At 63.7% G+C, this 19,258-nt stretch carries 17 protein-coding genes; 9 read left to right on the forward strand and 8 right to left on the reverse strand.

What is annotated here, in order from left to right:
- Positions 1-144: 144 nt before the first annotated feature.
- On the reverse strand, positions 145-1,158 hold the full coding sequence (locus M1D99_RS11295; protein ID WP_186709346.1) for an aldo/keto reductase: 1,014 nt from the start codon (positions 1,156-1,158) through the stop codon (positions 145-147).
- A 394-nt stretch (positions 1,159-1,552) separates the two neighbouring features.
- Here M1D99_RS11295 and M1D99_RS11300 point away from each other — a divergent pair, with 394 nt between their 5' ends.
- The 4 genes from M1D99_RS11300 to M1D99_RS11315 all read left to right on the forward strand — a co-directional run bounded on the left by M1D99_RS11300 (position 1,553) and on the right by M1D99_RS11315 (position 6,329).
- Positions 1,553-2,689 (forward strand): glycerate kinase, encoded by a 1,137-nt coding sequence (locus M1D99_RS11300; RefSeq protein WP_434575307.1) that lies wholly within the window; start codon positions 1,553-1,555, stop codon positions 2,687-2,689.
- A gap of 239 nt (positions 2,690-2,928) precedes the next feature.
- Entirely contained in the window at positions 2,929-4,113 is a 1,185-nt protein-coding gene (locus M1D99_RS11305; protein ID WP_458131790.1) for a pyridoxal phosphate-dependent aminotransferase, read from the forward strand.
- A 208-nt stretch (positions 4,114-4,321) separates the two neighbouring features.
- On the forward strand, positions 4,322-5,023 hold the full coding sequence (locus tag M1D99_RS11310; RefSeq protein WP_122566285.1) for a response regulator transcription factor: 702 nt from the start codon (positions 4,322-4,324) through the stop codon (positions 5,021-5,023).
- Positions 5,024-5,027: 4 nt separating this feature from the next.
- Entirely contained in the window at positions 5,028-6,329 is a 1,302-nt protein-coding gene (locus M1D99_RS11315; RefSeq protein ID WP_434575310.1) for an ATP-binding protein, read from the forward strand.
- Positions 6,330-6,416: 87 nt separating this feature from the next.
- Here M1D99_RS11315 and M1D99_RS11320 read toward each other — a convergent pair whose 3' ends face one another.
- Positions 6,417-7,058, reverse strand: coding sequence for a DUF1345 domain-containing protein (locus tag M1D99_RS11320; protein WP_434575312.1), 642 nt, complete (start codon positions 7,056-7,058; stop codon positions 6,417-6,419).
- Between the two features lie 755 nt (positions 7,059-7,813).
- On the opposite strand from M1D99_RS11320, the gene M1D99_RS11325 reads away from it, so the two are divergent.
- Positions 7,814-9,892: a putative bifunctional diguanylate cyclase/phosphodiesterase gene (locus M1D99_RS11325; protein ID WP_458131791.1), complete on the forward strand. Its 2,079-nt coding sequence runs from the start codon at positions 7,814-7,816 to the stop codon at positions 9,890-9,892.
- Between the two features lie 7 nt (positions 9,893-9,899).
- Here the strand turns inward: M1D99_RS11325 and M1D99_RS11330 are convergent, their stop codons facing one another.
- Positions 9,900-11,000 (reverse strand): DNA alkylation repair protein, encoded by a 1,101-nt coding sequence (locus M1D99_RS11330; RefSeq protein ID WP_186729717.1) that lies wholly within the window; start codon positions 10,998-11,000, stop codon positions 9,900-9,902.
- A gap of 280 nt (positions 11,001-11,280) precedes the next feature.
- Between M1D99_RS11330 and M1D99_RS11335 the strand changes: the two genes are divergently transcribed.
- Complete coding sequence (locus M1D99_RS11335; RefSeq protein WP_186706146.1) at positions 11,281-11,589, forward strand: RcnB family protein; 309 nt, start codon at positions 11,281-11,283, stop codon at positions 11,587-11,589.
- Here M1D99_RS11335 and M1D99_RS11340 read toward each other — a convergent pair.
- Positions 11,586-11,909 (reverse strand): protealysin inhibitor emfourin, encoded by a 324-nt coding sequence (locus M1D99_RS11340; RefSeq protein ID WP_053122893.1) that lies wholly within the window; start codon positions 11,907-11,909, stop codon positions 11,586-11,588. The two genes, M1D99_RS11335 and M1D99_RS11340, sit on opposite strands and share 4 nt — an antisense overlap.
- A complete protein-coding gene (locus tag M1D99_RS11345; protein WP_411387197.1) occupies positions 11,909-12,970 on the reverse strand; it encodes a M4 family metallopeptidase in 1,062 nt (353 codons plus the stop codon). Before M1D99_RS11345 ends, M1D99_RS11340 begins: the two co-directional genes overlap by 1 nt.
- Before the next feature lie 144 nt (positions 12,971-13,114).
- Between M1D99_RS11345 and M1D99_RS11350 the strand changes: the two genes are divergently transcribed.
- Positions 13,115-13,456 (forward strand): FKBP-type peptidyl-prolyl cis-trans isomerase, encoded by a 342-nt coding sequence (locus tag M1D99_RS11350; protein WP_092254046.1) that lies wholly within the window; start codon positions 13,115-13,117, stop codon positions 13,454-13,456.
- A 15-nt stretch (positions 13,457-13,471) separates the two neighbouring features.
- Here the strand turns inward: M1D99_RS11350 and M1D99_RS11355 are convergent, their stop codons facing one another.
- Positions 13,472-14,593, reverse strand: coding sequence for a cytochrome P450 (locus M1D99_RS11355; RefSeq protein WP_434575319.1), 1,122 nt, complete (start codon positions 14,591-14,593; stop codon positions 13,472-13,474).
- An 82-nt stretch (positions 14,594-14,675) separates the two neighbouring features.
- Between M1D99_RS11355 and M1D99_RS11360 the strand changes: the two genes are divergently transcribed.
- Positions 14,676-15,437 (forward strand): ArsR/SmtB family transcription factor, encoded by a 762-nt coding sequence (locus tag M1D99_RS11360; RefSeq protein ID WP_458131792.1) that lies wholly within the window; start codon positions 14,676-14,678, stop codon positions 15,435-15,437.
- A gap of 481 nt (positions 15,438-15,918) precedes the next feature.
- On the opposite strand, the gene M1D99_RS11365 is transcribed toward M1D99_RS11360, so the two are convergent.
- Positions 15,919-16,713, reverse strand: coding sequence for an AraC family transcriptional regulator (locus M1D99_RS11365; protein ID WP_186706150.1), 795 nt, complete (start codon positions 16,711-16,713; stop codon positions 15,919-15,921).
- A gap of 113 nt (positions 16,714-16,826) precedes the next feature.
- On the opposite strand from M1D99_RS11365, the gene M1D99_RS11370 reads away from it, so the two are divergent.
- Positions 16,827-17,756 carry a DMT family transporter gene (locus M1D99_RS11370; RefSeq protein WP_434575323.1) on the forward strand — a complete coding sequence of 310 codons (930 nt, stop codon included), beginning with the start codon at positions 16,827-16,829 and terminating at the stop codon, positions 17,754-17,756.
- Positions 17,757-17,954: 198 nt separating this feature from the next.
- Here the strand turns inward: M1D99_RS11370 and M1D99_RS11375 are convergent, their stop codons facing one another.
- A complete protein-coding gene (locus tag M1D99_RS11375) occupies positions 17,955-18,974 on the reverse strand; it encodes a branched-chain amino acid aminotransferase (protein WP_458132128.1) in 1,020 nt (339 codons plus the stop codon).
- Positions 18,975-19,258: the final 284 nt, after the last annotated feature.

The following is a 19,258-nucleotide window of genomic DNA, read 5'->3' on the forward strand; positions in this document are numbered from 1 at the left end:
TGTTATTGGAATTGCAGCACGATACGGAAAGCCGTTTACCGGTGGCGAGGGAGCTTGCTCCCGCTGGGTCGCGTAGCGGCCCCAAAAAGAGCGACTGCTGCGCAGCCGAGCGGGAGCAAGCTCCCTCGCCACAGTCTGTGCATGTTACGACGTACGCGGCACTCGCCCAGGCACGAAATGACTCACATCATTGAACCCCGGCGTCGAAGCGTGCCCCGGCGTCACCAGCGAATCGATGAAGGCTTCATCTTCCGCGCTGATCTTCACCGCTTGCGCCTTGATGTACGAATCCCATTGTTCCTCGGTGCGCGGTCCGACGATGGCCGAGGTCACGGCGCTGTTGTTCAGCACCCAGGCGATGGCGAACTCGACGATGCCCACGCCTCGGCCCTGGGTGTACTGCAGGATTTGCTGGGCAATGCGCAGGGATTCGACCCGCCATTCGGTTTCCAGGATGCGTTTGTCCTGGCGGCCGGCGCGGCTGTTGGCGTCCGGCGCCACGTCCGGCGCGTACTTGCCGCTGAGCACGCCACGGGCCAGGGGGCTGAACGGCACCACGCCGAGGCCGTAGTTCTGGGCCGCGGTGATCTGCTCGGTTTCTGCCTGGCGGTTGACGATGTTGTACAGCGGTTGGCTGATCACCGGCCGGTCGATGCCCAGGCTGTCGGCGATCCGTATCACTTCGGCGATGCGCCAGCCACGGTAGTTCGACAGGCCCCAGTAGCGGATCTTGCCCTGGCGAATCAAGTCGCCAATGGCCGACACGGTCACGTGCAGCGGGGTGTTGTGGTCTTCGCGGTGCAGGTAATAGATGTCCAGGTAATCGGTGCCCAGGCGCGTCAGGCTGGCCTCGATGCCATTGAACAGATGCTTGCGGCTCAGGCCGCTGCGATTGGGCACGCCGTCCGGCGGGCCGAAACCGACCTTGGTGGCCAGCACCCATTCCTGGCGGTGACGGGCGATCGCCTCGCCGACGATCTCTTCGGAACGGCCGTTGGTGTAGACGTCCGCGGTGTCGATGAAATTGATGCCCTGGTCCCAGGCCTTGTCGATGATCCGCAGCGAATCCTCGGCGCTGGTCTGTTCACCGAACATCATCGTGCCCAGGGTCAACGTCGAGACTTGCAACCCGGAATGGCCTAGCGTGCGGTAGCTCATGACAAGATCCTTTTATCCATGGGGAAAGGTCCAATCAAATACCAGAACCGCCGCGTGGATCCAACCGATTTCTCAACCCCTCACCCATCAACTGTGGGAGCGGGCTTGCTCGCGATAACGTCAGGTCAGCCAACATTGATATCGACTGATACACCGCCATCGCGAGCAAGCTCGCTCCCACAGTGGGTCTGTGTTGTATGCAGATCCTGAGTTTACGCAGGCCCATGTGGGAGCGAGCCTGCTCGCGATGAGGCCGGCCGCTTTAACCTGAACTTCCCTGGAAAACCAATTTTTGTAATCTTGAACAATAATGCCCAGTGTCTTTTGTGCGGCGGACCGGCATCACGGCTGCGGTCAGCTGGCAGCATGCAGTGCATCGGAACCGGAGAATAATATGAAAATAATCATCGCCCCCGACTCGTTCAAGGACAGCCTCAGCGCCCAGGGCGTCGCCGATGCCATCGCCCAGGGGCTGGCCGAGGTCTGGCCGGACGCGCAGTTGATCAAATGCCCGATGGCGGACGGCGGGGAGGGGACGGTGGAGTCGGTGTTGGCGGCCTGTCACGGTGAGTGGCGCCGCACCCGGGTCCGCGGTCCGTTGGGTGTCGCCGTCGAGGCGCGCTGGGGCTGGTTGGCCGAGAGCCGCACCGCGATCATCGAGATGGCCGAGGCCAGTGGTTTGCAATGGGTGCCGCCGGGGCAACGCGATGCCTGTTCCAGCAGCACCTACGGCACTGGCGAGCTGATTCGCGCGGCCCTCGATGCGGGCGCCGGGCGGGTGATCCTGGCGATTGGCGGCAGTGCCACCAACGACGGCGGTGCCGGTGCGATGCAGGCCCTGGGCGTGGCATTGCTGGATGAGCAAAGCCAACCCCTTCCACCCGGAGGCCTGGCCTTGGCGAACCTGTCGCGCATCGACCTGAGCGACCTCGACCCGCGCCTGGCCCAGGTCAGCTTCGAGATTGCCGCCGATGTCGATAACCCGCTGTGCGGCCCCCACGGCGCGTCTGTGGTTTTCGGTCCGCAGAAGGGCGCCACTGCCCAGCAAGTGCAGGCGCTGGACCGGGCCCTTGGGCATTTCGCCGAACAGTGCGCCCGGGCGTTGGCCAAGGATGTGCGCGACGAGCCGGGTAGCGGCGCCGCCGGTGGCCTGGGCTTCGCGGCCAAGGCGTTCCTGGGGGCGCAGTTTCGTACCGGGGTGGACGTGGTCGCCCAGTTGACCGGGCTGGCCGAAGCGGTCAACGGCGCCGACCTGGTGATTACCGGCGAAGGCCGTTTCGATGCCCAGACCCTGCGCGGCAAAACCCCCTTCGGTGTGGCCCGCATCGCCCGGGAGCATGGCGTACCGGTGGTGGTCATTGCCGGCACGCTGGGGGAGGGCTACCAGGCGCTGTATGAACATGGCATCGACGCCGCCTTCGCCCTGGCCAACGGGCCGATGACCCTGCAAGAAGCCTGCACCGACGCCCCGCGCCTGCTGAGCGAGCGCGCCCGGGACATCGCCCGGCTTTGGCGGGTGGCCGCGCGGTAAGCTCGATAGGCACTTGGCCCAGGAGTAGGGTGAACCTGTGGCGAGGGAGCTTGCTCCCGTTGGGTTGCGAAGCGGCCCCAAATGGAAGTGCCGACCAGATGCATTGAAGTGAATGGTTTCAGGGCCGCTTCGCGCCCCAGCGGGAGCAAGCTCCCTCGCCACAAAAGCGCTGCGAGGGTGGCGTGGTGTGTGATTTGAGATAGGGTTGAGGCTGGATATCGCGCAATCAGGAGAGATACATGCGCTTCTCAGCTTTGACCCAACGCATCACCGGCGACGGTGCCGCCGCCTGGCAGATTCACGACCGGGCGCTGGCCATGCGCGAACAGGGCATGGATGTGTTGTTGCTGTCAGTGGGCGATCCGGACTTCGACACCCCGCGCGCCATTGTCGAGGCCGCCGTGGGCAGCCTGCGGGCCGGTGAGACCCACTATTCGGACATCCGCGGCTTGCACACCTTGCGGGCCAGCATTGCCCGGCGTCATCGCTTGCGCTGCGGCCAGCCGGTGGGGGCCGAACAGGTCGTCGTGCTGCCGGGCGCGCAGTGTGCGGTGTATGCGGTCGCGCAATGCCTGCTCAACCCCGGCGACGAAGTCATCGTCGCCGAGCCGATGTATGTCACCTACGAAGCGGTGTTCGGTGCCTGCGGCGCGAAAGTGCTGCCGGTGGCGGTCCGCCCGGAGAACGGTTTTCGGGTCGAGCCGGCGGACGTCGCCCGTCTTGTCACCCCGCGTACCCGGGCGATGCTGCTCAACAGCCCGAACAACCCATCCGGCGCCAGCCTGCCGATGTCCACTTGGCAAGCATTGGCGCGGTTGTGCATTGAACATGACCTGTGGCTGATCAGTGACGAGGTCTACAGCGACCTGCTCTACGACGGCGAACACATCAGTCCGGCCAGCCTGCCGGGCATGGCCGAGCGCACCGCGACGATCAATAGCTTGTCCAAATCCCACGCCATGACCGGTTGGCGGATCGGCTGGGTCGTTGGCCCCGAAGCCCTCACTGACCATCTGGCGAACCTGTCGTTGTGCATGCTGTTCGGCCTGCCGGACTTCGTGCAGCGCGCAGCCCAGGTTGCCCTGGAGCAAGAATTGCCGGAAGTCGCGCAGATGCATGAAGAATATCGCCAGCGCCGCGACCTGGTGTGCGCCATGCTCGGCGATTGCCCGGGGCTCAAGCCGGTGCGGCCCGATGGCGGCATGTTTGTGATGGTCGACATTCGCCAGACTGGCCTCGATGCTCAGGCGTTTGCCGAGTGCTTGTTGGACGATCACGGCGTGTCGGTATTGGCCGGCGAGGCGTTTGGGCCCAGTGCGGCGGGGCATATCCGCATCGGGCTGGTGGTCGATCAACTGAAACTGGCGGATGCGTGCCAGCGGATTGCTTCGTGTGCGGCGGATCTGCTACGGGCCCAGCGGTAAAGTTTTGTAGAGGCTGTGTGAAATTGTGTAAGGGTTTTGCTCGTGGATGAGCGGGGGCGTATATCCTTGGCAGCTTGATTCCTTGGTGACTGTAGTGACGCCTTCGCGAGCAAGCCCGCTCCCACAGTGGTCACGCGAACCCTGTGGGAGCGGGCTTGCTCGCGAAGGCGATCTATTGGGCGCCACAGTACTTTTTCTGGAAACACCCATGCCCAACATCCTCCTGGTCGAAGACGACACCGCACTCTCCGAACTGATCGCCAGTTACCTGGAACGCAACGGCTATCAGGTCAGCGTGCTCAGCCGTGGCGATCATGTGCGTGAACGGGCGCGGGTCGATCCGCCGGACCTGGTGATCCTCGACCTGATGCTGCCGGGGCTGGACGGCTTGCAGGTCTGCCGCCTGCTGCGGGCCGACTCGGCGACTTTGCCGATCCTGATGCTCACCGCCCGGGACGACAGCCACGACCAGGTCCTGGGCCTGGAAATGGGCGCCGACGACTACGTCACCAAGCCTTGCGAGCCCCGGGTGTTGCTGGCGCGGGTGCGCACCTTGTTGCGCCGCAGCAGCCTCACCGAGCCGCAGACGGCCAACGACCGCATCCTCATGGGCAACCTGTGCATCGACCTCTCCGAGCGCACCGTGACCTGGCGCGGGCAGCCGGTGGAGTTGTCCAGTGGTGAATACAACCTGCTGGTGGTGCTGGCCCGGCATTCCGGCGAAGTGCTGAGCCGTGACCAGATCCTGCAACGCCTGCGGGGCATCGAATTCAACGGCACCGACCGTTCGGTGGACGTGGCGATTTCCAAGCTGCGGCGCAAGTTCGATGACAACGCCGACGAAGCCCGCAAGATCAAGACCGTGTGGGGCAAGGGTTATCTGTTCAGTCGTTCCGAGTGGGAATGCTGAGCCGATGTGGAAGCTGCTGATTCGTCTGTACCTGGTCACCATCGTCTCCTACAGCGCGGCGATCTACCTGATGCCGGAGCTGGTGATCCGCCTGTTCCAGGAGCGTTTCCTGACCTACAACCTCGATTATTCCCGGGGCCTGCAAACCCTGATGATCAAGCAGTTCCGCGCCGTGCCCAGCGAGCAGTGGCCGGCGCTGGCGGCGCAGATGGACAAGGAGTTCGAGCCGCTGCGCATCGAACTGGCCGCGGTCGATGACGAGGGCTTCAGCGCCGATGAGCAGGCGCGTCTCAAGCGCGGCGAGAACGTGGTACGCCTCGGCGACTGGGCCTGGCGAACCCTGGCGGCGGCACCGCTGGACGAGCGCACGGCGGTGAAGATGGTCGTGCCGCCGGACCCGGCCGATGTCAGTTGGTTGTACTGGAGCATCAACGTGTTGATCGGCGCGACGATGCTGGCCTGCCTGTTGCTCTGGCTGCGGCCGCACTGGCGTGACCTGGAGCGCCTCAGGCGCACCGCCGAACGTTTTGGTAAAGGTCATTTGGATGAGCGTACGCACATCGCTTCCAGCTCGAACATTGGCAGCCTGGCCCATGTGTTCGACACGATGGCGGGGGACATCGAGAATCTGCTCAACCAACAGAGGGACTTGCTCAACGCCGTGTCCCACGAATTGCGCACGCCCCTGACGCGGCTCGATTTCGGCCTGGCCCTGGCGCTGTCCGATGACCTGCCGGCGCCCAGCCGCGAGCGCCTGCAAGGGTTGGTGGCGCACATTCGCGAACTCGATGAGTTGGTGCTGGAACTGCTCTCCTACAGCCGTTTGCAAAACCCCCAGCGCCTGCCCGAACGGGTCGACGTGGCGCTGGACGAATTCATCGACAGCATCCTGGGCAGCGTCGACGAGGACCTGGCGGCGCCGGATGTGGTCATCGACGTGCTGTTGCACGGGGCGTTGGAGCGTTTCGTGCTGGACCCGCGCCTGACCGCCCGAGCGTTGCAGAACCTGCTGCGCAATGCCATGCGGTATTGCGAAAAGCGCATCCAGGTCGGTGTGCTGGTCGGTGACCAAGGCTGTGAGATCTGGGTCGACGACGACGGCATCGGCATTCCCGACAGCGAGCGCGAGCGCGTGTTCGAACCGTTCTATCGCCTGGACCGCAGCCGCGACCGCGCCACGGGCGGTTTTGGCCTCGGCCTGGCCATCAGCCGCCGGGCCCTGGAAGCCCAGGGCGGGACGTTGACTGTCGAGGCTTCGCCACTGGGCGGGGCGCGCTTCAAGTTGTGGTTGCCGACACCGTCCTGAGCTTCCCCGCGCTGTCTATTGCCCGACGCTGACCCTGTGGCGAGGGAGCTTGCTCCCGCTGGGCCGCCAAGCGGCCCCAAATGCGCCTCACCCAAACAACCCCGCCGCAATATTGATCGAAAATCCCAGGATCGCCGTGTTGAACACAAACCCGATCAACGATTGCGCCAACACGATCTTGCGCAATTGCCGCGTGGCAACTCCCACATCCGAGGTCTGCACCGCCACGCCGATGGTGAAAGAGAAGTAGAGGAAGTCCCAATAGTTGGGCGTGGTCAGCCCTTCGGCAAACCGCAGCGCCGGCTCCTTGCCGTCCCAGGTGTAATACAACCGCGCGTAGTGAACGCTGAAAATCACCCCGATCAGCAACCATGAACCGGTCACGGTCATCGCCGTGAAGCCGTAATGCAACAGCTTGCCGGCGGCTTGCAGGTCGCGGCTGCCTGCCAGCTCGAAGGTGATGGTCGCCAGGCTGGCCAATGCCGCGACGCAGACCATCAGCAGCACCAGCCCGGCATTTTCATCTTCGATTTCGGCGATGCGTTTCACATCGGGCGCCTTGGCCCGCACGGTCAGCCAGAACATCAGCACCAGGTAGGTCCAGACCCCGGCATTCCAGCCGATCAGGACCTTGCTGATGATCGAGTCCACGGGAACCAGGATTCCCACCGCCAGGCCAAGGACCGTGGCGCTGGAAAGACGCGGGTGGGTGCGGGCGAGGAGGGGCATGGAGGCTCACTGTCCGGAAAAGAACCTAGTATGAGCCATCAGGCAAAGGGCCGGCGGTCTATCGCGCTCGACTCGATCAATTGCACACCCGCTTCCTGAATCCGCCGGATCGCCGCCGCCAACGAGCCATCCTGATCGATGCTCGCTCCCACGATGGATTTGCGGTGGACGCATGACGGATAGCTAGCCGGTTAACCTGTGGGAGCGAGCTTGCTCGCGAAGAGGCCAGCACATCCAACATCCCTGCAAGCTGGCCCACCGCCTTCGCGAGCAGGCTCGCTCCCACAATGGATTTGCGGTGGACGCATGGCCGATGGCTAGCCGGTTAACCTTGTGGGAGCGAGCCTGCTCGCGAAGAGGCCAGCACATCCAACATCCCTGCAAGCTGACCCACCGCCATCGCGAGCAGGCTCGCTCCCACAATGGATTTGCGGTGGACGCATGGCCGATGGCTAGCCGGTTAACCCTGTGGGAGCGGGCTTGCTCGCGAAGAGGCCGGCACATCCCACATCTATGCAAGCTGATCCACCGCCTTCGCGAGCAAGCCCGCTCCCGCAGGCCATCTGCGGTGAGCAGATCGCGATGGCTCCCCAAAAAAATATTCACCCTGCTGCCGGTAGTGTCTTTCGTCGAAAATATTCCAGGTTTGATGGCTTTTTGACATTTGGTTCGTGCGTCCCAGCCACGATTCAGTACAATCGCCGGCCCCCACCGGGCATGGAAGCCGTCCGGTTCTCCTGTTACGAGAAAAAACCATGCTCATCGGCAGTTATTCCCCCGCCCTTGTTTCGATTTCCTTGTTTGTTGCCGTGCTGGCTTCCTACACCGCGCTGGATTTGGCCGGGCGGATCGCGACCGCCAAGGGGCGCGCCGCGCATTTGTGGATGACCGGGGGCGCGCTGGCGATGGGAGTGGGCATCTGGTCCATGCATTTCATCGGCATGCTGGCGTTCACCTTGCCGATCGAGCTTGGCTACGACCTACCGATCACCGCGTTGTCGCTGCTGACCGCGATTCTTTCCAGCGGGTTTGCCTTGTGGCTGGTCAGCCAGCCGCGATTGCCGGCGTGGCAGTTGGCTTTCGGTGCGCTGATCATGGGCGCCGGAATCAGCGCCATGCATTACACCGGCATGGCCGCGCTGCGGATGCAGCCGGGCATCGATTACGACCCGACGCTGTTCACCGCTTCGTTGGTGATTGCCGTCGGCGCGTCTGCCGCGGCGCTGTGGATTGCCTTTCGCCTGCGCCAGAACACCCCCCACGTGCGTCTGGCACGGGCGGGCGCCGCGGTGATCATGGGCATCGCCATCGTTGGCATGCACTACACCGGCATGGCAGGGGCGCGCTTCAGCGAGGGCAGCTTTTGCGGCTCGCTGGATGGCTTGAGCGGCAAGGGCCTGGACAATCTGGTATTGATCACCACCCTGGCGGTGTTGGCCATTGCCCTGCTGACCTCGATTCTCGATGCGCGCCTGGAAGCCCGCACCGCCGAGCTGGCCCAGTCCCTGACCCAGGCCAACCGGGAACTGACCCAGTTGGCCCTGCACGACCCCCTCACCGGACTGCCCAACCGTGTGCTGCTGGCCGATCGGATCGACCAGGCCATGCATCGGGTGCAAGAGCAGGGCGGTTGCTTCGCCTTGATGTTCATCGACCTCGACGGTTTCAAGCCAGTCAACGACGCCTTTGGTCACCACATGGGCGATCTGTTGCTGCGGGACGTGGCCCTGCGCCTGCGCGAAGACCTGCGCAGCCAGGACACCCTGGCGCGGATCGGCGGTGACGAGTTCGTGCTATTGGTGCAACTGGCCGAGCCCGACGATGCCCTGCGCCTGGCAGCCCGTCAGGTCGGCTTGATCGGGCGCACGTTCCGGGTGGCTGATCATGACTTGCAGATATCCGCCAGCGTCGGCATCGCCGTTTACCCTGGCAACGGCCAGAGCGCCGAAGAGCTGCTGATGAATGCCGATGCGGCGATGTATCACGCCAAGGGCGCCGGCAAAAATGGCTACAGCTTTTTCGACGCCTCGATGAACAGCAATGCCCGCAAGCAATTGCAACTGCTGCAAGACTTGCGCACGGCCGTCGAACAGCGGCAGTTCAGCCTGCATTACCAACCCAAGTTCGACGCGGCCAACGGCCGTCCGGTCGGGGCGGAAGCCTTGTTGCGCTGGACCCACCCGACCCAGGGCCTATTGATGCCCGACACGTTCATCGACCTGGCGGAAAAGACTGGCTTGATCATCCCCATCGGCGAATGGGTACTGAACGAAGCCTGCCGGCAGATGCGCGAATGGTACGTGCTCGGCTATACCGACTGGCGCATCGCGGTGAACCTCTCGGCCTTGCAGTTCTGCCACACCGGCTTGGTGCAGAGCGTGGCCAAGGCGTTGGAGATGCACAAACTGCCGGCCAACAGCCTGACCCTGGAAATCACCGAAACCACTGCCATGAGCGATGCGGACGCGAGCATGACGGTGCTGCAACAGCTGTCTGACATGGGCGTGGATCTGTCCATCGACGACTTTGGCACCGGCTATTCGAGCCTGATGTACCTCAAGCGCCTGCCGGCCAACGAGCTGAAGATCGACCGCGGCTTCGTGCGTGACCTGGAGCACGACAGCGATGACGCGGCCATCGTCTCGGCCATCGTCGCCCTCGGCCAGGCGCTGGGCCTGCGGATCGTCGCCGAAGGCGTGGAGACCGATGTGCAGCAAGACTTCCTGACCCAGCTGGGCTGCGATTCGCTGCAAGGTTACCTGTTGGGCCATCCGCTGCCGGCCGAGCGTTTCCTGCAGGAGATTCGCCAGGCCAAACGCCTGGCGGTGGTCTGAGACGCCCTCAGGGAACGATATCGAACGCCGTGCTACCCAGTCGCTCGCCGTTGACCAGCAGGTGCACGGCATGCCGGCCCGCGTAGTGTTTGCGGGTGGTCAACTCGCGAATGTATTGGGAACGGCTGAGGTTGACGCGACCCTGGGCGGGCAGGTCGAAGGTCTTGAGCTTGAAGACCTTCGCCGAGGTGCCGCCCGAGGCCTTCACGTAGTCGATGGCGTAGTCGATCACCAGGCGCTGGCTCTGTTCGAGGGTTGATTGCACGGTGAAGGACAGCGTGACCTGCTCCCCCAGGCGAATCACCGCTGGCGTCACCTGCAAATCCAACACCTGGACCTGCGCCTTGCCGCCGGCACCGATCACCCCCAGGGCCCTGGGGTTGCCTTGCTTGATCAAGCTACGCAGCGCATGCCGGGCGATCCACGCCGTGTGACGGTCGTGCAGTGGCCAGCCTTCGATCTGGTCCAGTACCCAGTCGGGATGCTGCTTGGTGACATCGTTGAGGTGGTTGGCCACGGATTTGCGCACATAAAGGCTGTCGTCGGCCTTGAGCGTGTCGAGGATCGCGGCGGCGAGGTCGGGGTTGGCCTGGATCGGCTCCAAGTGGAACGACCACGGCAAGCGTGGCCGGCTGCCTTCGCTGGCGAGGCGGCGCACGTGCTCGTTGGCGTCCAGCGCCCAGTCGTGCATGACTTTGAGGGTGCGTTCCAGGTCGTCCCGCAGGAAGTGGCGCACGGCGAACTCCGACGAGCCGAACCGGGTGAAATACTTGAGCGCGTCCAACGACACGTCGAAGTGCTGCCGGCCGTAGGACGCCACGTAGTGCGGCAGGAACATGCTGACGAACATGCTGTTCAGGCGTGGAGCCAGGGCGCGCAGCACCTCCAGCGACGCCTCGTAATCGAGGGGCAGCACCGCGTGCAGGCACTCACTGACCCGGGCCATGCGCTGCATCACCGACAAATCGGCCAGCCCATCGTTGGCCATGTGCAAGAACGCCTTGGCGTCGAAGGCAGGGTACACCCCGCGCATTTCGCCGGCGATGTGCTCCAGGCGGGCGTTATTGAAGATTTCCTTGAGGGCAGGGGAAGAGGTGGTGGTGCTCATGGTGGGTCCGTCCGGCGGGTTGTCGTTCAGGCTTGCCACTATGCCATGCACAACCGTGGCGAGGGAGCTTGCTCCCGCTCGACTGCGCAGCAGTCGCAAACCCGGTGAATGCGGTATCACTGGATGAACGCGTTGCCTGGATTGGGGTCGCTGCGCAACCCAGCGGGAGCAAGCTCCCTCGCCACAGGGGAAGGGGGCCTTCAGAAGCAACAGTAAACGGAATGATTCGCCGCCCGCGCAGTCCCAGATTCTAGTCTTTTGAATAATTTGGAGTTTTTCTATGCGCCAACCCACCCTGATCGCCAGCCTGTTCCTGATCGCCGGCCTCACCGCCTTCGGGCCTGTCGCCCAAGCGGTCGAGAAAACCGGTGACGCCCTGGAGCATTCGCCGAGCAATGGCCGCAGGTTGGTGGAGAACGACCGGGTACCGGCGGACTACCAGCGTGCGGACAGGGCCGTGAAAGACTGGAAGCAGAAGGAACTCGAGCAGCCGACAAACGACCAGCAATGGGTGCAGATCGACGACAAGTACTTGCTGATCGAAACCGTGTCCGGCGCCATCGTCAAGATCGTTCCGGCCACCCGTTAAAGCACTTCGCCTTTGTCCCACAAATGCACCAACTCGCCAGGTGCCCGGTCCTCGGGCACCTGCAGCACCATCTCGTCGTCCTGATCGTTGGCGCGATAACGCACCTCGATCTGGAAAAACCGCTGGTCCCCGCGCCCGGGCGTGGAGGAGGTCAGCGGCAGGCAGCCCTCCAGGACCGAGCAGATGCGGGTGCGCTGGTCGAGGTCGCACTGGGCGAACTCGATTTCCCGTGGCCGGGTCAACGCATGGATGGCGGCCACGCCGCCCTGGCGCGACAGCCGTACCACGGCCTTGTCGTCGAGGTCTGGAAGGGTTTTCATCAGCTCTCCTGTGTCAGGTCGACGCCGACCTGGGCCCAGCCGTTCTGCACCGCTTGCACTTCCCGCGTGCCGAAGCGCTGGCGGGCGTGCTCGACAGTCAGGCGGGCGAAGGCGCTGAAGGACGCGTCATTGGCCAGTCTTCGGTCGCACAAGGTTTCATACCAGATCCGGCCGGCCTTTTCCCAGGCAAATCCGCCCAGCGTGGTCGCCGCCAGATAAAAGGCCCGGTTGGGAATGCCCGAGTTGATGTGCACGCCACCGTTGTCTTCACGGGTAATCACGAACTCGCGCATGTGCGCCGGTTGTGGGTCCTTGCCCAGCAACGGGTCGTCGTAGGCGGTGCCGGGGTTGGACATGCTGCGCAGGCCGTCGCCGTTGATCTTGTCGGTGAGCAGGTCGGCGCCGATCAGCCAGTCGGCCTGGTCGGCGGTCTGTTCGAGCACGAACTGCTTGACCAGCACGCCGAACACGTCGGAGATGGACTCGTTCAGCGCACCGGACTGGTTGGCGTAGATCAACCCGGCTTCGCTTTCGGTGACGCCATGGGCCAGTTCGTGGGCCACCACGTCGAGGGAGCGGGTGAAGCGCTGGAAGATTTCGCCATCGCCGTCGCCGAATACCATCTGCGCGCCGTTCCAGAAGGCATTTTCATAGCCCTGGCCATAATGCACGCTGCCCACCAGGGCGAAGCCTTTGTTGTCGATGGAGTCGCGTCCCAGGACCTTCCAGAAAAAATCATAGGTGGCGCCGAGGGCATCGTAGGCCTCGTCCACGGCCGGGTCGCCACTGGCCGGCTGGCCTTCCAGGCGTACCGGCTGGCCGGGCAGTTCCATGCGGTTCTGGGCGTCGTGCACGCTGCGTTGCGGGTGTCCGGCCTTGCCGGGCTTGGGCAGCGCGGCCGCGACGGGCGGGTGGCTGGGCGGGCCAGGGTTGTGCCGCAGGTTGCGCACGTGGGTCAAGGTGCCGAGGGCGCTGGAGCGTTGCTGCTCGGAGCCATGGGCAATGATGCGATTGAGGATGTACGGCGGAATGAAACCGTGGAGCGGGCGAGAGTCGATCATCAGAAAATCCTTATCTGAAATGCAGGGTCGATACCCATGTGAACCGAAGAGGCCGTTGCGGTTCCGTGGCCATGGCAGACAACGTTTGCCATGGGCCCTGATTTCTGCGAAAACCCCGCGCCAGGATCACACGAGGGATACGCCATGAATGAAGAACTGCAAATCATCGACCTGCAACAGGGCGACGGCAAAAGCGTAGTCAAAGGTGCGCTGATCACCACCCAATACCGCGGCACCCTTGAAGACGGCACCGAATTCGATTCGTCCTACAGTCGCGGTAAGCCCTTCCAATGCGTGATCGGCACCGGCCGCGTCATCAAGGGCTGGGACCTGGGCCTGATGGGCATGCAGGTCGGTGGCAAGCGCAAGCTGCTGGTGCCGGCGCACCTGGCCTACGGTGAGCGGTCCATGGGCGCCCATATCAAGCCCAACGCCAACCTCATTTTCGAAATCGAGTTGCTGGAAGTCCTGACCCGGGACGATTGAGGGGCGTGGAGCGGGTCAGGATCGCTCGCTGAACACTGGGATGCGTCCGTTGACCGAGGGACGGTAGCGCCAAGTCAACTGCTCCAATCCGGGTTCGCTTTCCAGAAGTACCGCCAGGGTGGCGTGGGCGATGCCCATGGCCAGGGTTTGGCCCGGACATTCATGACGCCCGCTGCCGAAGCTGAAACTGCGGCGGTTCGGCCGGTCGAGCAACAGCGTGTCCGGTCGTGGGTTGAGCTGCGGGTCGCGGTTGGCCGAGGCCAGCAGCACCAGGATCGTTTCGCCGGGGTTCAAGGCGCTGCCGAGGATTTCGCAAGGGGCGGCGACGAAGCGGCGGGTGTTCTGCACGGGCGGGTCGAAACGCTGGATTTCGGCCAGCAACGGGCCGACTTGTGCCGGATCGTCCCGCAGTGCCTGGCGCAACGCCGGGTCGCCGATCAGCGCCAGCAGCGTGTTGCCGATCAGGCCAGCCGTGGCTTCGTAGGTTTGCGAGAGCAGGCCGATCAGGTTGGCGATCTTGCTGTCCGGCGCCGTGCCTTCGAAGCCTTGATCAATGTGCGTCAACAAAGGGTTGTCCTGCGCCTCGATCCGTTCCTCGAACAACCTGGCCAGTTGCTCGCTGGCCCGGTGCGCCGCGTCCAGTTGCGGCGCCTGGCTCAGGGGCGACAGGCAGGCGACGAAGCTCCCTGTCAATTCGCTGATCAGGTGACTGTCCGTCGGGTTGAAACCCAGCAACGCCGCGACCACGCTGACCGGCCCGATGAACTGGGCCTGATGCAGGCCTTCGGCGCCGTCCCGGAACAAGCGAGCCCTGACCCGTGCTTCGACCTGTCGGGGGGCGATGTCCTGCAACCCCGGCGCAATCGCCGCCCTCGGGCACCGCTGGCGTTCGCCTTCGTTCATGCGCATCAGGTGGCCGAACACGCGGCCGGCCGGCCCCCCGGCGATGGCCTTGGGCACGGGCTCGTGGGCCGGGCGCACGTGGCAATCGGGATGATGCAAGACTGCACACACTGCCTCGGCGCTGCTGGCGATCCACAGGTTCAGCCCGGGGTCGAAGGCCAGACCGCCGGCGGCGCGCAGGGTGGCGTAGAAAGGGTAAGGGTCGGGATGCGTCGCGGCGGTGATCGGGTCCATGAAGCGCTGCCTTGTTCGTGAGGAAGAAAGTGTTGCTACTATCTCCAGTCGATGCATGGCTTGATTCGTCAGGGAGCGAAATATGAACGCAGAACAACATGATCTGGGCGTGTCCCACGTGGCCGCGGCCATCGCCGAGCCGGCCCGCACCCGAATGCTCTGTGCGCTGATGGACGGCCATGCCCGCACCAGTACCGAGTTGGCGAGCATCGCCGAGGTCAGCGCTTCAACCGCCAGCGCCCATCTGGCGAAACTCAAGCAGATGGCCCTGGTGCGCCTGCATGTCCAGGGGCGGCATCGTTATTACAGTTTGGCGGACCCGCGCGTGGCCCAGGCACTGGAGGCGCTGATGGTGATCGGCCAGAGCGCCGCGCCGACCTTCACGCCGCGCACGCCGGATCGCCTGCAATTTGCCCGCACCTGCTACGACCACATGGCCGGCACATTGGCGGTGCGCCTGCACGATCGCATGCTCGAGATGGGGTGGTTGGTGGAGGTGGAGGTGGAGGGCGAGGGTTATCGACTGAGTGAATCCGGCGAGGCGCTGTTCGACGGATTGGGTATCGATGTCCAGCGCCTGGCCACGCAACGCCGCCGATTCGCCTGCCCCTGCCTGGACTGGAGCATGCGCCGCCCGCACCTGGGGGGAGCCTTGGGCGCGGCGTTGCTGCAAGTGGCGATCAAGCGCAAATGGGTGATCCAGGATTTGGACAGCCGGGCGCTGGGAGTGACGGCCAGTGGTCGCAGGGAGATGGTGTTGCGGTTTGGGATCAATGCCGAAATCGACGTCAAACCCACTGGCGTTTTCGCGAGCAAGCCCGCTCCCACAATGGATCTGCGCTGACCACAAGGCCCATGACCACCCCCAAATCCCCTGTGGGAGCGAGCCTGCTCGCGAAGGGGCCTTCACATCCACCCTCCATGCAAGCTGATCCACCGCTTTCGCGAGCAGGCTCGCTCCCACAGTGGACCTGCGTTGAACACAAGACCCCTGACCACCCAAGATCCCTGTGGGAGCGGGCTTGCTCGCGAAGGTGCCTTCACATCCAACCTCCATGCAAGCTGATCCACCGCTTTCGCGAGCAGGCTCGCTCCCACAATCGATCTGCGCTGAACACAAGACCCATGACCACCCCAAATCCCCTGTGGGAGCGAGCTTGCTCGCGAAGGGGCCTTCACATCCAACCTCCATGCAAGCTGATCCACCGCTATCGCGAGCAAGCTCGCTCCCACAGTGGGCCTGCGCTGAACACAAGGCCCATGTCCACCCCAAATCCCCTGTGGGAGCGAGCCTGCTCGCGATAGCCATTCCAGCACCACCCTCATCACCCAGCCATGTGCCTGCGCCGATATTCATCCGGCGTGGTGCCCATCATTTTGCGGAACATGCTGATGAATGCCGAGGCGCTGCTGTAGCCCAGGTCCAGGCCGATGGTTTCCACGCTCTGGCCGCGTTCCAGCAGGGCCAGGGCCTCGATGACTTTCAGGCGCTGGCGCCATTCCACCAAGGACATGCCCAGGTCCCGTTGGGCCCGGCGCATCAGTGTGCGCTCGGTGGTGTTGGCGGCGCGGGCCAGTTGCGGCAAGGAACGCGGGTCGCTGGGGTTCGCCTCCAGGGCCCGCAATACGGGCCCCAGCAGTGGGTCATCGGAGAAAGGCAAGTAACTGCCGACATGGGGCGCTTGCGTCAGTTTGTCCACCAGCACCTGCAACAAGCGCTGCTGCTCGGGCGTCTGCGGTTGGCTCGGTGGGTCGCTGCGCAGCTCTTCCAGCAACGCGCGGATCAGTGGGCTCAAGGTCAGCGCGCAGGGTACCGCCGGCAGCGCAGCGCACAGTTCAGCCGCCAGGTACAGCGAACAATGGCAGGCCTCATGCCGATTGAAGCCCACGTGTTCCATGTCCGGCGGCAGCCAGATGCCGTACTGCGGTGGCGCCAGGTAATGGTGCTGGGCGATCTCGATTTCCATCACCCCACTGTAGGAATAGACGAACTCACCCCAGGCATGCCGGTGCCGCGGGTAAGTGGCGTGGGCCGGCATGCAGGCGCTGCGGAAGAAAATCGGCGAGGGCAGGGCCGCGTCGAACGGAGGAATCTTCAGGTGTTGGGCTGGAGGCTGCATATCGACCGCAATGGCGGATTACCGGGATGGCTTGTCGGGTAATCACTATATCCAGCAAAGGTGTCAGGCAGACAATCCTTTCATCTGTTATTTCTGCCCAAAGGACCTTTCCCATGACCACCCGCCGTGCCTTGGATGGCCAGGTCTGCGCCCTGATGACTGGCCTCTGTGCCATCTGGGGTTTCCAGCAAGTCGCGATCAAGGCCGGTGCCGTCGACATGGCGCCGATGCTGCAGCTGGGCGTGCGCTCGGCCATCGCCGCGGTACTGGTCTGGCTGTTGGTGCTGGCCCGCGGTGAGCGTCTGTCCCTGGCCGATGGCAGTTGGCGCCCCGGCCTGCTGGTGGGGTTGTTGTTTGCCTTGGAGTTCGTATTGGTGGGCGAAGGCTTGCGCCATACGACGGCTTCGCACATGGTGATTTTCCTCTACACCGCACCGATGTTCGCCGCCCTCGGCTTGCACTGGAAACTGCCGAGCGAGCGTCTCAAACCGGCGCAATGGTTGGGCATCGCCGTTGCATTCGGCGGGGTCGTGGTGGCCTTCAGTGGCGGCTCGGGTGCAGCGAACGGTAGCTCATTGCTTGGCGATGGCATGGGCTTGCTGGCGGGTGCGCTGTGGGGCGCAACCACGGTGACGGTTCGTTGTTCGCGGTTGACCGACGTACCGGCCAGCCAGACGCTGCTTTATCAATTGGTGGGCGCCGGGGTGCTGTTGATCGGAATGTCGGCGGTGCTGGGACAAACGACGATCAATCCCACGCCGCAACTCATCGCCAGTATGGCGTTCCAGGTGTTGCTGGTGTCCTTCGCCAGTTTCCTGGTCTGGTTCTCCCTGCTACGCCGTTACCTGGCTTCGCAACTGGGGGTGCTGTCGTTCATGACGCCGCTGTACGGCGTCGGATTTGGCGTCTGGTTGCTGGATGAGCCGCTGGAACCGAACTTTATCGTTGGCGCGGTGATGGTGCTCGGCGGGATCTTGCTGGTCAGTGGTTACGGATGGTTTCGCCAGCGTTGGGGGCGGTGGCCGGTTTTACGGCGGGAGTAACTGAGCGAAGTGAAGTGTAAAAAAAGCCCACCCCTGCAAGAACAGGCGTGGGCTTTTTGTTACTGACCTCACCACTCAGTCAGGTGTAGCCACTGTGGCGAGGGAGCTTGCTCCCGCTCGGTTGCGCAGCGACCGCAAGATCTTGGGTCTGCTGCGCAGCCCAGCGGGAGCAAGCTCCCTCGCCACAAAAGCGTTGGCTCAAACCTTGACGATCCAACCCGCCGGCGCTTCCACGTCGCCGGTCTGCACGCCGGTCAGCTCTTTGTAGAGCTTCTGGGTGATCGGGCCGACTTCGGTTTCGCTGTGGAACACGTGCAGCTTGTCCTTGTAGCTGATGCCGCCAATCGGCGTGATCACCGCAGCGGTACCGCAGGCGCCGGCTTCCTTGAAGTCCGCCAGTTTGTCGATGAACACGTCGCCTTCGATCACTTCCAGGCCCAGGCGCGATTTGGCCAGTTCGATCAGTGACAGGCGGGTGATGCCCGGCAGGACCGAAGGGGAATTGGGGGTGATGAATTTGTTGTCGTGGGTGATGCCGAAGAAGTTGGCCGAGCCGACTTCCTCGATTTTCGAGTGGGTCAGCGGATCCAGGTAGATGCAGTCGGCGAAACTGGCCTTCTTGGCCTGGGAGCCGGGCATCAGGCTGGCGGCGTAGTTGCCACCGACCTTGGCCGCACCGGTGCCTTGCGGGGCGGCACGGTCGAAGCTGGAGATCAGGAAGTTGTGCGGGGTCAGGCCGCCCTTGAAGTAGGCGCCGACCGGGATGCAGAAGATCGAGAAGATGAACTCGGGTGCGGTGCGCACGCCGATGTTGTCACCCACGCCGATCACGAACGGGCGCAGGTACAGCGCGCCGCCGGTGCCATACGGCGGGATGAAGCGCTCGTTGGCGCGGACCACTTGCTTGCAGGCTTCGACGAACTGCTCGGTGTCGACGTACGGCATCAGCAGGCGGGCGCAGCTGCGTTGCATGCGGGCGGCGTTCTGGTCCGGGCGGAACAGGTTGATCGAACCGTCCTTGCAACGATAGGCCTTCAGGCCTTCGAAGCACTGCTGACCGTAGTGCAGGGCAGTGGAGCCCTCGCTGATGTGCAGCACGTTGTCTTCGGTCAGGGTGCCTGTGTCCCAGGCGCCATCGCGCCAGTGCGACAGGTAGCGCTTGTCGGTCTTGATGTAGTCAAAGCCCAGTTTGTCCCAATTGATGCTCTCGTTACCCATGACACCCTCTATTTCCTGACAACCGTCGAAACGGTTCAAGGCTTCTGACGTTTTGAATGGGGACAACAATACTTCATTCCGGGGGTGTTTCGCAGCCTGCGCGATAAGGAGCAGGAGATATTTGCTGACGACTCCCCGTGGCGAGGGAGCTTGCTCCCGCTCGGCTGCGAAGCAGTCGTAACCCGGTGAACGCGGTGTGACTGGATAATCCCGTCGCTTGGATTAGGGCCGCTTCGCAGCCCAGCGGGAGCAAGCTCCCTCGCCACAGGTGAAACTCATGCCTA

This window comes from Pseudomonas sp. R3-41 (genome assembly GCF_054161485.1).

Bases quoted from the DNA above. Each gene is read 5' to 3' on its own strand.
- M1D99_RS11295 (WP_186709346.1), bottom strand. From the start codon at position 1,158: ATGAGCTACCGCACGCTAGGCCATTCCGGGTTGCAAGTCTCGACGTTG.
- M1D99_RS11315 (WP_434575310.1), top strand. From the start codon at position 5,028: ATGTGGAAGCTGCTGATTCGTCTGTACCTGGTCACCATCGTCTCCTAC.
- M1D99_RS11365 (WP_186706150.1), bottom strand. From the start codon at position 16,713: ATGCAGCCTCCAGCCCAACACCTGAAGATTCCTCCGTTCGACGCGGCC.
- M1D99_RS11320 (WP_434575312.1), bottom strand. From the start codon at position 7,058: ATGCCCCTCCTCGCCCGCACCCACCCGCGTCTTTCCAGCGCCACGGTC.
- M1D99_RS11310 (WP_122566285.1), top strand. From the start codon at position 4,322: ATGCCCAACATCCTCCTGGTCGAAGACGACACCGCACTCTCCGAACTG.
- M1D99_RS11340 (WP_053122893.1), bottom strand. From the start codon at position 11,909: ATGAAAACCCTTCCAGACCTCGACGACAAGGCCGTGGTACGGCTGTCG.
- M1D99_RS11305 (WP_458131790.1), top strand. From the start codon at position 2,929: ATGCGCTTCTCAGCTTTGACCCAACGCATCACCGGCGACGGTGCCGCC.
- M1D99_RS11345 (WP_411387197.1), bottom strand. From the start codon at position 12,970: ATGATCGACTCTCGCCCGCTCCACGGTTTCATTCCGCCGTACATCCTC.
- M1D99_RS11370 (WP_434575323.1), top strand. From the start codon at position 16,827: ATGACCACCCGCCGTGCCTTGGATGGCCAGGTCTGCGCCCTGATGACT.
- M1D99_RS11325 (WP_458131791.1), top strand. From the start codon at position 7,814: ATGCTCATCGGCAGTTATTCCCCCGCCCTTGTTTCGATTTCCTTGTTT.
- M1D99_RS11330 (WP_186729717.1), bottom strand. From the start codon at position 11,000: ATGAGCACCACCACCTCTTCCCCTGCCCTCAAGGAAATCTTCAATAAC.
- M1D99_RS11355 (WP_434575319.1), bottom strand. From the start codon at position 14,593: ATGGACCCGATCACCGCCGCGACGCATCCCGACCCTTACCCTTTCTAC.
- M1D99_RS11300 (WP_434575307.1), top strand. From the start codon at position 1,553: ATGAAAATAATCATCGCCCCCGACTCGTTCAAGGACAGCCTCAGCGCC.
- M1D99_RS11335 (WP_186706146.1), top strand. From the start codon at position 11,281: ATGCGCCAACCCACCCTGATCGCCAGCCTGTTCCTGATCGCCGGCCTC.
- M1D99_RS11360 (WP_458131792.1), top strand. From the start codon at position 14,676: ATGAACGCAGAACAACATGATCTGGGCGTGTCCCACGTGGCCGCGGCC.
- M1D99_RS11375 (WP_458132128.1), bottom strand. From the start codon at position 18,974: ATGGGTAACGAGAGCATCAATTGGGACAAACTGGGCTTTGACTACATC.
- M1D99_RS11350 (WP_092254046.1), top strand. From the start codon at position 13,115: ATGAATGAAGAACTGCAAATCATCGACCTGCAACAGGGCGACGGCAAA.